We start from the raw sequence: 13,125 nt of genomic DNA, 5'->3' as shown, positions 1-13,125 counted from the left end.
CGGAGCCTGCGTTCGGCTGCGAAGCAGTCGTGAAATCAAACGACTCAGTCATTTAGACATACCGAGGTGTCCGGTTTACGACCGCTGCGCGCTCGAACGCAGCCTTCGGCAGCTGCTACAAAGGTATCGAAACACTGGAAATATCATTCTAAACAAGGACTCGTGCCCCACCGTGGCCACTTACTCGCTCGTTATCCGTCGATTGATGATCGTTTCCCTGACGATCGTGGTCAGCCGCGCCATCACCAGCCCGTTGCTCACGTTGTTCCTGAGCAACAAGCTCGGCCTCAACCAGCAGGACGTTGGTTTGCTGCTGGGGATCGCGGTGTTCATCGCCACCCTGCTCGCCCTCTACGGTGGCTACATCATCGACCGCCTGGAAAAACGCCGGTTGCTGATCCTGGCGATGCTCTCCAGCGCCATCGGTTTCGTGCTGCTGACCTTTGCGCAAAACCTCTACCTGACCACCGTCACCCTGGTGATCACCGAAACCGCCTCGGCGTTGTTCCTCATCGGTTCGAAAGCGATTCTCAGCGAAAACCTGCCCTTGGGTCAGCGCGCCAAGGCCTTCTCCCTGCGCTACACACTGACCAACATCGGTTACGCCACCGGCCCGATGCTCGGCGTGGTGATCGCTGGCGTGTATCCGATTGCTCCATTCCTGATTGCTGGGGGCATCGCGTTTTTCAGCATTTTCCTGATGTTCGGCATCCCCAGGGACTCGGCCCAGACACCCGCCATCGGCCAGCCGCAAAGCTTTCTGAAGACGCTGATCACCCTGAAAAACGATCGCACCCTGATCATGTTTACCGGCGGCTGCCTGCTCAGCACGGTGGTTCATGGCCGTTTCACCTTGTACCTGTCGCAATACCTGCTGGTGACCCACGATTCCAAGCGCGCCCTGGAAACCATGGCCGCCCTGCTCGCCTGCAATGCCATCAGCGTGATCCTGCTGCAGTACCAGATCGGGCGCTTTCTCAAGCGTGAACAGCTGCGCTACTGGATTGCCGGCGGCACGAGTCTGTTCATTGTCGGGTTAATCGGTTTCAGCCTGGCCTACAGCCTGCTGAGCTGGTGCATGGCGATGTTCATCTTTACCCTGGGCGAAATGATCATTTACCCCGCCGAATTTCTCTTCGTTGACACCCTGGCCCCGGAAGAACTGCGCGGCAGCTACTACGGTGCGCAAAATCTCGCAGCCCTTGGCGGCGCCTTGAGCCCGGTGATTTGCGGCTACCTGTTGATGCACACGCCCGCACCCACCATGTTTTATGCGCTGAGTGCGCTGACCGCCATGGGCGGCTCCCTGTGTTTCCTCAGTGGCCGACGGGTGGCGATACTGCAAAAATAGTGCATTGAAAGTGCATTAATATGAATTTGTAAGCATCTGCAATGAACGGCACACTGTCGCCGTTCCTCCCCCAATAGTTGGAACACTTTCAAGGGCTTTCTGGGTATTCCAGCTAAGCCCTTTTTTTTCCTCGGTTTTTGTAAACGGATCGGTTTTCATCATGCTTGCTCGCTGGTTACCCGCTGCCATCAATACCCGCCCCACCGAATGGAGCCGCGCCGCCATCGGCATGGCCCTTGGAACGATGCTCAGCGTCTGGGTCTGCGGGCAGGTGTTCGGTATCGACGTGGCGCAACACTTGATCGGCCCGTTGGGGGCGTCGGCGGTGCTGCTGTTCGCCGTATCCTCCGGCGCGCTTGCCCAACCGTGGTCGATAGTCGGCGGGTATTTGACCGCCGCGGTGGTGTCGCTGCTCGTGGCCCATGTACTGGGCCGTACGCTGGGCAGTGCCGGCCTGGCGGCCGGCATGGCCTTGTTGCTGATGTGCTGGCTGCGTTGCCTGCATCCACCGGCCGGCGGTTTGGCCCTGACGCTGGTATTGGCAGACCCGGTCACCATTGCGTTGGACTGGAACGCCCTCGGCCCGGTGATGGTGAGCGCATCGACCCTGCTGCTCAGCGCCCTGGCGTACAACAACCTGACGGGCATTCGTTACCCTAAGCGCGCCAGCGAGCCGGCTGCCATAGTGCCGGCCGATCATCCTCCCAGCGACAGCCAGGCCATCACCGCTCAAGACCTGAAGCTGGCATTGGCCGACATGGAAGCCTTCTTTGACGTCACGCCCGAAGACCTTGAACAGTTGATCCATGCGAGCGAGTTGCACGCCAAGCGTCGTAGCATTGGTGAAGTGCTGAGCCCCAGACTCTGATCGCAACCATCGTAACCATCGCAATCTGTAGCAGCTGGCGAAGCCTGCGTTCGGCTGCGTAGCAGTCGTGAAATCAGACGACGGGATACCTCAGGAAGACCGTGCACTCTGGTTTCACGACTGCTACGCAGCCGAACGCAGGCTTCGCCAGCTGCTACAAATCTAGGCCGCTGATCGCTGCTGCGCAGGCACCGCCAGACTCACCGCCCGCACCGATGCGCCGGCACTCAGGCCCAGGGTTTTCGCGGTGTCTGCATCGACGATCAACGTACCGGCAGCCACCCGCGCCGGTGCCGTGGTAATCCGGCATTCGGCGAACTGGCGGTTATGAATCAAGTAAGTCGCCGCCTGGTCACCCGGCGTGCCGATGCTCAGTTGCAGTACCTGGCTGTCGCGCACTGCACGAATATCGCCCGTGGCGCATTCAATCAGCGGGCCGCCGTCGAAGATGTCGATGTAATCCCGGTGTTCGAATCCTTCCGCCTTGAGCATGCCCAGCGCCGGCTCGGTGTTGGGGTGGACGCGGCCGATGGCGGTTCGCGCCGCTTCCGGCAACAGGCAGGTGGGCAGCGGAAACTTGGGCATCAATTCGGCGATGAAGGTCTTGTTACCCAGGCCCGTCAGGTAATCGGCGTCGGCAAAATCCATCTTGAAGAAGTGCCGCCCCAACCCCTCCCAGAACGGTGAAACCCCTTCTTCATCAGAATAGCCGCGCATCTCCGCGATCACCTTGTCGCCGAAGAGCTGACGAAATTCCGCCAGGAACAGGAATCGCGCCTTGGACAGCAAACGACCGTTCAGACCGCTGCGGTGATCGGCGTGCAGAAACAGTGAGCAAAGTTCCGAATGACCGGTCATGTCGTTGCCGAGGAACAACGTTGGCAGGTGCTGGTTGATTCCGAGGTTTTTCGACGCGGCGACAAACAATCCCAATCGATAGTTGTACCAGGGCTCGCGTAGTCCGACGGCACCGGCCAATGCACAGATACCGATCGCTTCGTGCTGCTCGTTTTCCAGCACAAACAGGTAATCGGCATCGGCGCGCTCGGCTTCGCCGGCAAAGGTTTTCGCTGCCCATTCCAGGCGCTGACGCAAGCGCGACGCGTCGGCCGGCAAGGTGGTCAAACCCGTACCGGCGCTATGGGCCAGGGCTAACAATGCCGGCAGGTCGGCCGGTGTGGCGGGACGAACGATCATCGTGTTTGCTCCTTTGCGGACTGTTGTTTGGGTAGAAAAACTTCGGCCAACATGCAGCGTGCGCTGCCGCCACCGATGCGTTCGATGGTGTCGATGTTCACCGGCAGCGGCGTAGTGTGGGCTTCGATCAAGCGACGCTGCCCGGCATCCAGCGATTGCCACGCCGTGCGCGACATCACCAACACCGGCTCCCCTGCCGAGTTGTGGACTTCCAGCATGTTGCCGGCGAAGGACTCCAGTTGCGCCCAGTCCAGCGCGATCACCTGTTTGCCGCTGCTCTCCAGGCGAGCGTGCAAGGCCTGGCGCTCATCAGCCTGAGCGACCGACGCCAGACAGACCATGGCCAGCCGCGTGCCGACGCTCATCATCACGTTGGTGTGGTAAATCGCGACGCCCTGGTGGTCCACGGCGTTGAATGCACACAGCTCATATCCAAAATGTTTGACCACCTGATCCAAGGCGCGGGCGTGGGTGCGGGTGGAATAACCGGCGTAGCAAATCCGCTGCTGACGATCCAGCACCATGCTGCCAGTGCCTTCGAGAAACACTTCCTGCTGTTCAAGGCTGGACAGGTCCAGCAACTGTTCGACTCGAAATTCGTTGCGCAGCCAGTCGAGTGCGCCTTTGTCCCGCTCAAGGCGCCGGTTATGGCCTTGCATCGGGTACAGCACCAACGTGCCGTCCGGATGGCTGCTCCACCAGTTGTTGGGGAAAATCGAGTCTGGGGTATGCGGTGCTTCGAGGTCGTTATGCACCAACACTTCGACACCATGGCTGCGCAGCGCGGCGACGTAGCCATCGAACTCTTGCAAGGCCTTGAGCTGCACGTCTTCAGACGCGGCCGCCGGACGCTGGAAACGGTTGTTCGCCGCCGTGTCCTGATTGAAGGAGAAACGTGTCGGGCGAATCATCAAAACAGTATTGGTGGTTTGCATGGGCACAGATTCAATGAGGGTTGAGAGGTACTCATTGTCTGTTTCGGGGCGGGGAAAAGCCGGTTGATGAAGGCGCTGGCAGTGATGGAAACGGCTGAAGATCCTGGGTGCCTCAGCCGATTCTGTAGCAGCTGCCGAGCCTGCGAGGCTGCGTCCGAGGACGAAGTCCTCGCCAATCCGGTGGATGCGACGTGTCTGACATACCGCGTTTGGATTGTTTTACGACGGCTGCGCCGCCGGACGCAGCCTCGCAGGCTCGGCAGCTGCTACGAGGCTGCGTGCAGCCTACTCCATCGTGGTTTTGACTGTCGCCAGTTCAGGATGGCTCACCAACTTGTCGATGTGCAATTCCGGGTCGTCAAACCACACTTCGGTCAGCACCCGATAATGCTCCATGTCCCGGCACCGCATGCGCAGGCTGTAATCGAACGCACCGCTGATCAAGCGGCATTCCAGCACTTGCGGGCAGGCGCGCACCTTGGCCTCGAAAGCCTTTTGCGCCGCCCGCCCACTCTGATTCGACAGCGCTACCAACACCAGCAAAGACAAGCCCGGCGTCAGTTTCTTCTCATCGAGAATCGCGCCGTAACCACGGATAACCCCGAGCTGTTCGAGCTTGCGTACCCGCTCCAGGCAGGGCCTTGGGGTCAAGTGCACGCGCTCGGAGAGCTTTTGATAAGTGATGCGCCCATCGTGGCGCAGCACTTCGATGATTGCCTGATCGATACGATCAAGCACGATCGACAGATCGCGGATTTCCGCCATGTACGTCTTGCCTCACTTCAAACGACCCGATAGGAATTGCTGTAAACGTTCACTGTTTGGCTGGTCGAGGATCGTCGCGTCACCCTGCTCCTCGACCCGCCCCTGATGTAAGAACAACACCTGGCTGGAGACCTGCCGGGCAAAGCCCATTTCGTGGGTCACCATCAACATGGTCCGGCCTTCTTCGGCCAGCGCCTGAATCACCTTCAGCACCTCGCCCACCAGTTCCGGATCGAGTGCCGAGGTCGGCTCGTCGAACAACAGAATCTGCGGTTCCACCGCCAGCGCCCGGGCAATGGCCACTCGTTGTTGCTGACCGCCAGACAGGAACGCCGGGTATTGATCGGCGACTCTCTGCGGCAACCCGACTTTGTCCAGGTACGCCCGCGCGCTGTCTTCAGCGGCCTTGCGGCTCACACCCAACACCCTACACGGCGCCAGCACGATGTTCTCCAATACCGTCAAGTGACTCCACAAATTGAAGTGCTGGAACACCATCGCCAGTCGAGTACGCAAACGCTGCAATTGCGCCGGATGGGCGACGCGCATGCCACCCGCCCCCGGGCGCGTGAGGATCCGCTCGCCATCGAGTGCGATGGCGCCTTCGTCCGCGCGTTCCAGAAAGTTGATACAACGCAGCATAGTGCTTTTGCCCGATCCGCTGGCGCCGATCATGCTCACCACATCGCCAGCCTTGGCATTCAACGAGACGCCCTTGAGCACTTCATTGTCACCAAAACGTTTATACAGATTTTCAACCGTGAGTTTGTACATGCAAGCACTCCTGGAACGGCGCCCTTATCGGCGACGCTCTGGATAAAGAATGGAATTCAGTGAGCCGGACCGAGAAAGCTCAGCCAACGCTTCTCTGCCAGCCGGAACGTGCCGACCAGACCGAACGACAGCGTTAGGTACAACAGGCCGGCAATGCCGAAAGCCTGGAAGGTCATAAACGTCGCGGCATTGGCATCCCTGGCAATTTTTAGAATGTCGGGAATGGTGGCGGTGAACGCCACTGAAGTGGCGTGCAACATCAGGATCACTTCGTTGCTGTAATACGGCAGTGCCCGGCGCAGCGCCGAAGGCAAAATCAACCGCAAGTACAGGCGCCAGCCACTCAGGCCATAGGCGTGGGCCGCTTCGATTTCACCGTAGGGAATGCTGCGAATCGCCCCGGCGAAAATTTCCACGGTGTAGGCACAGGTGTTGAGGGTGAACGCGAGCAAGGTACAATTCATCGCATCGCGAAAGAACGCTTCAAGCAATGGTTGCGAGCGGACCACGGTGATGCCGTAGATGCCGCTGTAGCAAATCAGCAACTGGATATACAACGGCGTGCCACGGAACACATAGGTGAACAACTGTACCGGCCAACGCACCAAGGCCCAACGTGAAGTGCGCATGATCGCCAACGGCAACGACAGGAAAAACCCCATCGCGATACTGGCCACCAGCAACCACAGCGTCATGGTCAGTCCGGTGAGGGTGTCGCCGTCGGTGAACAGAAAGGGTTTCCAGTATTCGGCAATCAATTCGATCATCGCGTCATCCCCCGCACGCCCTGGTTGTAGCGCCGTTCCAGCACACGCAAGAGGTAGTTCGAGGCACTGGTGATCAGCAAGTACAGCGCCCCTGCCAACAGCAGAAAGTCGAGCATGTTGAAGGTGCTCTTACCGGCCTCTTGCGCGACCTTGACCAGGTCCGACAAGCCGATGATCGACACCAGCGCCGTCGCCTTGAGCAGCACCAGCCAGTTGTTGCCCAGGCTGGGCAAGGCGAAGCGCATCATTTGCGGGAACACCACAAAGCGAAAACGTTGCCAGCGATTCAAACCAAAGCACGCGGCGGCTTCCTGCTGACCGCGTGGCACGCTCATAATCGCCCCGCGAAAAGTCTCGGTGAAGTACGCGCCGTAGATAAAACCGAGGGTGACGATGCCGGCCACGAACGGGTCGATTTCCATGTAGGGCCAGCCCAGCGCTTCCGTCAGGCTGCTCAGCCAGCCTTGCAGACTGTAGAAAATCAGCAGCATCAGTACCAGGTCAGGCACCCCGCGAATCAGCGTCGTGTAAAAGGTTGCCGGCAGGTTCAACAGTTTCAGTGGCGACAGCTTGGCCGCCGCGCCGAGCAATCCCAGCGCCATGCTCACCAGTAGCGAAAGTGCCGATAATTTCAGGGTGACCCAGGTGCCGTGCAGCAACAACGGGCCATAGCCTTGCAGGGCCGAAAGATCGAGCCCCAGGATATTCAGGAAGGAATTCACGCCAGTCACCTGTCTTGATGCCACCGGGACGGGCGCTGCGACACAGCGACCGTCAGGTGGCGAGGCTCAGTTGTTGTAGAGGTCCAGATCGCCGAAGTGCTTCTGCTGGATCTGCGCATAGATGCCCTTGTCATGCAGGGCCTTGATGGCAGCATTGAGCATGCCTTTGAGTTCTTCGTTGTCCTTGCGTACACCAATGGCGATTTCTGACGGTACCAGCGGGTCACTGATGCCTTCGCTGTTCTGGAAATTGGCCCCTTGCGGTGACGTCAGAAAGCTCATCTGCGCTTGCAGTTTGTCCTGGATCGACGCATCGAGACGGCCATAAACCAGGTCGGCGTAGACCTGATCCTGATTCTGATACGCCCGCAGTTTCACCCCGGCCGGGGCCAATTTGGCCTTGGCGTAGGTTTCCTGAATGGTGCCCTGCATATACCCGATGGTCTTGCCCCGCAGGGAGTCAGCGGTGGGCTGCAGCCCGGAATCCTTGCGGGTGACGATAGCGGTCGGCCCGGCGTACAGACGATCGGTGAAGTCGATCTGTTTTTTGCGCGTGTCGGTGACGGTCATTGAGGACTCGATGGCGTCGAACTTGCCGGCCTTGAGGCCCGGTATCAGGCCATCAAAGTCATTGCTGACCCAGACGCACTTAACCTTAAGTTCGGCGCAAATCGCATTGCCCAGGTCCACGCCGAAGCCTTGCACCCCGCCATCGGCGGTGGTGGATTCAAACGGCGGGTAACTTGGGTTGACACCGAATCGCAGCTCTTTCCACTCCTTGGCATTGGCGCCGGTGGTGCAGCACAGCAGCGCGAGTACCGACAAGCTCAGCCATTTAGTCTTCATCTTCTTGAATCCCGATTTGTTTGGAGTTATTGCGGCCAGGAGAACCGGGCCACCTTTATGGGCAGGAACAGAGAGTCGATGCGGCGTAGGCCGCAACTGCGTTCTTATTGTTTTATACGGTGGGCCGCACAAGGCGGCACCCAGCCTGAAACCTTCGGCACAGACGGTTTCAAACCCGCGGCCAGAATGCCAACAGATGACTGGGCACAGGTGTCGTAAGCGCCGAGATAGACACCCCGATTGCGCTGATAAGATTGTTTTCGCAGCCGAATCGGTCGCGAGCCCGGTCCAGGGCGGTATCGAGGAGGAAATCCTGCACAGGTATTACAAAAATGCACACGGAACCTGCACATATCCGGGTTGTACATGGCAAATTTGCACTGGTACGATCCGGCATCGCTCGCGCGCGAGCTTCTTTATAAAGAACAATAAAAGCAGGGAGTTAGTGATGACTGCTCAGGTTTCTTCTCCGGGGACTCAGTCCATGGATGCCACGCAAAACGACGTGCTGGCCGAGGTTCGCAATCACATCGGTCACCTGACCCTCAATCGCCCCGCCGGCCTCAATGCCATTACCCTGGACATGGTTCGCAACCTGCAGCGCCAACTCGATGCCTGGGCGCAGGATGAGCAAATCCACGCGGTGGTGTTGCGCGGTGCGGGGGAAAAAGCGTTCTGCGCCGGCGGCGATATTCGCTCGCTGTACGACAGTTTCAAAAGTGGTGACACGCTGCACGAAACGTTCTTCGTCGAGGAATACGCACTCGACCTCGCTATCCACCACTACCGCAAACCCGTGCTCGCCTTGATGGACGGATTTGTCCTGGGCGGCGGCATGGGTCTGGTGCAAGGCGCCGACCTGCGGGTGGTCACCGAGAAAAGCCGTCTGGCAATGCCGGAAGTGGGCATCGGCTACTTCCCGGATGTCGGCGGCAGCTACTTCCTGCCACGCATTCCCGGGGAGCTGGGTATTTATCTGGGGGTCAGCGGTGTGCAGATTCGCGCCGCCGATGCACTGTATTGCGGCCTGGCCGACTGGTATCTGGACAGCACCCGTCTGGGAACGCTGGACGAGCAACTCGATCGTCTCGAATGGCACGACACACCGCTGAAAGACCTGCAGGGCCTGCTGGCGAAACTCGCCGTGCAACAGTTGCCCGATGCGCCATTGGCGGCTTTACGCCCGGCTATCGATCACTTCTTCGCCCTGCCCGATGTGCCGAGTATTGTTAAGCAACTGCGTGAAGTGACGGTCGTCGGCAGCCATGAATGGGCGGTCGCCACTGCCGACCTGCTGCAAAGCCGCTCGCCGCTGGCGATGGCGGTGACCCTGGAAATGCTCCGTCGTGGTCGGCACTTGAGTCTGGAAGACTGCTTCGCCCTTGAACTGCACCTGGACCGTCAGTGGTTCGAGCGCGGCGACCTGATCGAAGGCGTGCGCGCCTTGCTGATCGACAAAGACAAGAACCCGCGCTGGAACCCGCCGACCTTGCAGGCGCTGGACGCCGAGCACGTTGCGAGTTTCTTCAGCGGTTTTGACCCAAGCTGGAGCTGAGCCATGCACGATATCGAATTGAGCGAAGAACAAGTCATGATCCGCGACATGGCCCGGGACTTTGCCCGCGGTGAAATCGCACCCCACGCGCAAGCCTGGGAAAAGGCCGGCTGGATCGATGACGGTCTGGTGGCGAAGATGGGCGAGCTGGGTCTGTTGGGCATGGTGGTGCCCGAAGAGTGGGGAGGCACCTATGTCGACTACGTCGCCTACGCCCTGGCGGTTGAAGAGATTTCCGCCGGTGACGGCGCCACTGGCGCGCTGATGAGCATCCACAACTCAGTGGGTTGCGGGCCGGTCCTGAATTACGGCACCGAACAACAGAAACAGACCTGGCTGCCGGACCTGGCCAGCGGCCAGGCGATTGGCTGCTTCTGCCTGACCGAACCGCAAGCCGGTTCCGAAGCGCATAACTTGCGCACTCGCGCCGAACTGCGCGACGGCCAGTGGGTGATCAACGGCGCCAAGCAATTTGTCAGCAACGGCAAACGGGCGAAACTGGCGATCGTCTTTGCAGTGACGGACCCGGATCTGGGCAAGCGTGGCATCTCGGCCTTCCTGGTGCCGACGGACACCGCGGGTTTCATTGTTGATCGCACCGAACACAAGATGGGTATTCGCGCCTCTGATACCTGCGCGGTGACCCTGAGCAACTGCACGATTCCCGAAGCCAACCTGCTGGGCGAACGGGGCAAGGGCCTGGCGATTGCCCTGTCCAACCTTGAAGGCGGTCGCATCGGCATTGCCGCGCAGGCGTTGGGCATTGCCCGGGCAGCCTTTGAAGCGGCGCTGGCCTACTCGCGCGATCGTGTGCAGTTCGGCAAGGCGATCATCGAGCACCAAAGCGTCGCCAACATGCTGGCCGACATGCACACCCGCCTGAACGCGGCGCGGTTGCTGATCCTGCATGCCGCGCGGTTACGCAGTGCCGGTAAGCCGTGTTTGTCGGAGGCCTCACAAGCCAAGCTGTTTGCTTCGGAGATGGCCGAGAAGGTCTGCTCATCGGCGCTGCAAATTCATGGCGGGTATGGATATCTGGAAGACTATCCGGTGGAGCGCTACTACCGGGATGCGCGGATTACGCAGATTTATGAAGGGTCGAGCGAGATACAGCGGATGGTGATTGCCCGTGAGCTGAAAAACTATCTGGTTTGAAACCCCAAAAGCTTCGCGAGCAGGCTCGCTCCTACAAGGAATCTCATAAACGCTGAGGTCCAATGTGGGAGCGAGCCTGCTCGCGAAGGCGTCATTGAAAACGCCGCATCACTTACCCTGGAACTCAGCCTCACGCTTGGCAATAAACGCCGCCATCCCTTCCTTCTGATCCTGCGTCGCAAACGCCGCATGGAACACCCGGCGCTCAAAACGCACGCCTTCCGACAGGCTTACTTCAAACGCGCGGTTAACGCTTTCCTTGACCATCATCGCAATCGGCAATGATTTTTTAGCAATCAACGCCGCGACTTTCAGCGCTTCGTCCAGCAACTCATCCGCCGGTACGATCCGCGCCACAATCCCGCAACGCTCCGCTTCCACCGCATCAATCAAACGCCCGCTCAGGCACATTTCCATGGCCTTTGCCTTGCCCACGGCGCGGGTCAGGCGCTGGGTACCGCCCATGCCCGGCAGCACGCCGAGGTTGATTTCCGGTTGGCCGAATTTGGCGTTGTCGCCGGCCAGGATGAAATCGCACATCAGCGCCAGTTCACAGCCACCGCCCAAGGCAAAGCCGCTGACCGCTGCGATGATCGGCTTGCGGCGGTTGGCCACGCGATCGCTGTCGCTGAACAGGTCATCAAGGTAGATCTGCGGATACGTCAGCTCGGCCATTTCCTTGATGTCAGCGCCGGCGGCGAAGGCTTTTTTCGAACCGGTCAGCACGATGCAGCCGATGTTCGAATCCGCTTCCAGGCCATCGAGGGCGTGGTTCAGTTCGCTGATGATCTGGGCGTTCAACGCGTTCAGGGCTTGCGGACGGTTGAGGGTAATCAGGCCCACGCGACCGTGGATTTCCAACAAAATCGTTTCGTAACTCATCATTAACTCCGGTTTAGCTTAAAGCTCTATCCCTGTAGGAGCTGTCGAGTGAAACGAGGCTGCGATCCTTTGATCTTGCTCTTTAAAAACAACATCAAAAGCTCGCAGCCTCGTTTCACTCGACAGCTCCTACAGGTTTCCTGTTTAAAGATTGCGCGAAATGACCATGCGCTGAATATCGCTGGTGCCTTCGTAGATCTGACACACCCGCACGTCACGGTAGATCCGCTCCAGCGGGAAGTCGTTCAGATAACCGTATCCGCCAAGGGTTTGCAACGCCGAAGAGCAGACCTTTTCGGCCATTTCCGAGGCGAACAGTTTGGCCATCGAGGCTTCGACCAGCGCCGGCTTTCCACTGTCTCTTAATGCCGCAGCGTAATGCACCATCTGCCGGGCCACGGCGATCTGCGTCGCCATGTCAGCCAAACGAAACGCTACTGCCTGATGTTCGATGATCGGCTTGCCGAAGCTCTCGCGTTCACGGGCGTAATCGCGGGCCGCTTCAAACGCGGCACGGGCCATGCCCACCGATTGCGAGGCAATGCCGACACGGCCGCCTTCGAGGTTGGCCAGGGCGATCCGGTAACCTTCGCCCTCCTCGCCCAGCCGATTGGCCACCGGGACTTCCACGTTCTCAAACAGAATCTGGCAGGTGTCGGACGCGTGCTGGCCGAGCTTGTCTTCAACCCGCGCGACTTTATAGCCCGGGGAATCGGTCGGCACGATCAGCGCCGTGATCCCGCGTTTGCCGGCACTCGGGTCAGTGACCGCGAATACGATCACCACCCCGGCATTTTGCCCGGAGGTGATGAACTGTTTGCAGCCGTTGAGGACGTAATGATCGCCTTCCAGACGCGCACGGGTCTTCAGGCCGCTGGCATCGGAACCGGCCTGCGGTTCGGTCAGGGCAAACGCGCCGAGCATTGCGCCGCTGGCCAGCGGCTTGAGGAAGCGTTCTTTCTGATCGTCGTTGCCGTACTTGAGAATCGGCACGCAACCCACCGAGTTGTGCACGCTCATGATGGTCGAGCAGGCGCCGTCGCCGGCCGCGATCTCTTCCAGCGCCATGGCGTAGGCCAGGTAGCCGGTGTCGCAACCGCCCCATTCCTCCGGCACCAGCATGCCGAAGAAGCCCAGTTGAGCCATCTCGCCAATGGCCTCTTTGGGGAAGCGATGCTCACGGTCCCACTCGGCGGCGAACGGTTTCAGCCGTTCCTGGGCAAACTGCCGGGCCGCGTCGCTGATCTGAAGTTGTTCGTCATTGGGAATCATGACTATTTCCTTAATTCAGTTAAGGCGCAAAACCTG

At 59.5% G+C, this 13,125-nt stretch carries 13 protein-coding genes; 4 read left to right on the top strand and 9 right to left on the bottom strand.

What is annotated here, in order from left to right:
* Positions 1-172 precede the first annotated feature (172 nt).
* Positions 173-1,351 (top strand): MFS transporter, encoded by a 1,179-nt coding sequence (locus ACM6IR_RS13650; RefSeq protein ID WP_414908190.1) that lies wholly within the window; start codon positions 173-175, stop codon positions 1,349-1,351.
* 160 nt (positions 1,352-1,511) lie between these two features.
* Positions 1,512-2,219, top strand: a complete 708-nt coding sequence (locus tag ACM6IR_RS13645; RefSeq protein ID WP_414908189.1) for an HPP family protein — start codon at positions 1,512-1,514, stop codon at positions 2,217-2,219.
* Positions 2,220-2,381: 162 nt separating this feature from the next.
* Here ACM6IR_RS13645 and astA read toward each other — a convergent pair whose 3' ends face one another.
* The 7 genes from astA to ACM6IR_RS13610 form a co-directional block, all read right to left on the bottom strand.
* A complete protein-coding gene (astA, locus tag ACM6IR_RS13640) occupies positions 2,382-3,416 on the bottom strand; it encodes an arginine N-succinyltransferase (RefSeq protein ID WP_414908188.1) in 1,035 nt (344 codons plus the stop codon).
* On the bottom strand, positions 3,413-4,351 hold the full coding sequence (ctlX, locus tag ACM6IR_RS13635) for a citrulline utilization hydrolase CtlX (protein ID WP_414908187.1): 939 nt from the start codon (positions 4,349-4,351) through the stop codon (positions 3,413-3,415). The genes astA and ctlX overlap by 4 nt, the downstream gene beginning before the upstream one ends.
* Positions 4,352-4,636: 285 nt before the next feature.
* Complete coding sequence (locus ACM6IR_RS13630) at positions 4,637-5,116, bottom strand: Lrp/AsnC family transcriptional regulator (RefSeq protein WP_414908186.1); 480 nt, start codon at positions 5,114-5,116, stop codon at positions 4,637-4,639.
* Between the two features lie 12 nt (positions 5,117-5,128).
* Positions 5,129-5,890 carry an ABC transporter ATP-binding protein gene (locus tag ACM6IR_RS13625; protein WP_414908185.1) on the bottom strand — a complete coding sequence of 254 codons (762 nt, stop codon included), beginning with the start codon at positions 5,888-5,890 and terminating at the stop codon, positions 5,129-5,131.
* 56 nt (positions 5,891-5,946) lie between these two features.
* Complete coding sequence (locus tag ACM6IR_RS13620) at positions 5,947-6,657, bottom strand: ABC transporter permease (protein ID WP_414908184.1); 711 nt, start codon at positions 6,655-6,657, stop codon at positions 5,947-5,949.
* Positions 6,654-7,379 carry an ABC transporter permease gene (locus ACM6IR_RS13615; RefSeq protein WP_414908183.1) on the bottom strand — a complete coding sequence of 242 codons (726 nt, stop codon included), beginning with the start codon at positions 7,377-7,379 and terminating at the stop codon, positions 6,654-6,656. The genes ACM6IR_RS13620 and ACM6IR_RS13615 overlap by 4 nt, the downstream gene beginning before the upstream one ends.
* Positions 7,380-7,445: 66 nt before the next feature.
* Positions 7,446-8,225, bottom strand: coding sequence for a transporter substrate-binding domain-containing protein (locus ACM6IR_RS13610; RefSeq protein WP_414908182.1), 780 nt, complete (start codon positions 8,223-8,225; stop codon positions 7,446-7,448).
* Positions 8,226-8,673: 448 nt separating this feature from the next.
* Here ACM6IR_RS13610 and ACM6IR_RS13605 point away from each other — a divergent pair, with 448 nt between their 5' ends.
* Together ACM6IR_RS13605 and ACM6IR_RS13600 are read left to right on the top strand one after the other, a co-directional pair.
* Positions 8,674-9,780, top strand: coding sequence for an enoyl-CoA hydratase/isomerase family protein (locus ACM6IR_RS13605; RefSeq protein ID WP_414908181.1), 1,107 nt, complete (start codon positions 8,674-8,676; stop codon positions 9,778-9,780).
* Positions 9,781-9,783: 3 nt separating this feature from the next.
* Positions 9,784-10,935 carry an acyl-CoA dehydrogenase family protein gene (locus ACM6IR_RS13600; RefSeq protein WP_414908180.1) on the top strand — a complete coding sequence of 384 codons (1,152 nt, stop codon included), beginning with the start codon at positions 9,784-9,786 and terminating at the stop codon, positions 10,933-10,935.
* 108 nt (positions 10,936-11,043) lie between these two features.
* Here ACM6IR_RS13600 and ACM6IR_RS13595 read toward each other — a convergent pair whose 3' ends face one another.
* Positions 11,044-11,817, bottom strand: coding sequence for an enoyl-CoA hydratase (locus ACM6IR_RS13595; RefSeq protein WP_414908179.1), 774 nt, complete (start codon positions 11,815-11,817; stop codon positions 11,044-11,046).
* A gap of 144 nt (positions 11,818-11,961) precedes the next feature.
* Positions 11,962-13,089: an acyl-CoA dehydrogenase gene (locus ACM6IR_RS13590; RefSeq protein WP_414908178.1), complete on the bottom strand. Its 1,128-nt coding sequence runs from the start codon at positions 13,087-13,089 to the stop codon at positions 11,962-11,964.
* Positions 13,090-13,125: the final 36 nt, after the last annotated feature.

Origin of the sequence: Pseudomonas sp. IT-P253 (genome assembly GCF_949768125.1) — a bacterium.
Taxonomy (GTDB): Bacteria; Pseudomonadota; Gammaproteobacteria; order Pseudomonadales; family Pseudomonadaceae; genus Aquipseudomonas.
Note: the sequence above shows the minus strand (reverse complement) of the source record. Positions and strands in the feature narration are given on the sequence as shown.

Excerpts from the sequence above, each read along its gene's own strand:
- ACM6IR_RS13610 (WP_414908182.1), bottom strand. The coding sequence starts at position 8,225 with ATGAAGACTAAATGGCTGAGCTTGTCGGTACTCGCGCTGCTGTGCTGC.
- astA (WP_414908188.1), bottom strand. The coding sequence starts at position 3,416 with ATGATCGTTCGTCCCGCCACACCGGCCGACCTGCCGGCATTGTTAGCC.
- ctlX (WP_414908187.1), bottom strand. The coding sequence starts at position 4,351 with ATGCAAACCACCAATACTGTTTTGATGATTCGCCCGACACGTTTCTCC.
- ACM6IR_RS13595 (WP_414908179.1), bottom strand. The coding sequence starts at position 11,817 with ATGAGTTACGAAACGATTTTGTTGGAAATCCACGGTCGCGTGGGCCTG.
- ACM6IR_RS13625 (WP_414908185.1), bottom strand. The coding sequence starts at position 5,890 with ATGTACAAACTCACGGTTGAAAATCTGTATAAACGTTTTGGTGACAAT.
- ACM6IR_RS13600 (WP_414908180.1), top strand. The coding sequence starts at position 9,784 with ATGCACGATATCGAATTGAGCGAAGAACAAGTCATGATCCGCGACATG.
- ACM6IR_RS13590 (WP_414908178.1), bottom strand. The coding sequence starts at position 13,089 with ATGATTCCCAATGACGAACAACTTCAGATCAGCGACGCGGCCCGGCAG.
- ACM6IR_RS13645 (WP_414908189.1), top strand. The coding sequence starts at position 1,512 with ATGCTTGCTCGCTGGTTACCCGCTGCCATCAATACCCGCCCCACCGAA.
- ACM6IR_RS13620 (WP_414908184.1), bottom strand. The coding sequence starts at position 6,657 with ATGATCGAATTGATTGCCGAATACTGGAAACCCTTTCTGTTCACCGAC.
- ACM6IR_RS13630 (WP_414908186.1), bottom strand. The coding sequence starts at position 5,116 with ATGGCGGAAATCCGCGATCTGTCGATCGTGCTTGATCGTATCGATCAG.
- ACM6IR_RS13605 (WP_414908181.1), top strand. The coding sequence starts at position 8,674 with ATGACTGCTCAGGTTTCTTCTCCGGGGACTCAGTCCATGGATGCCACG.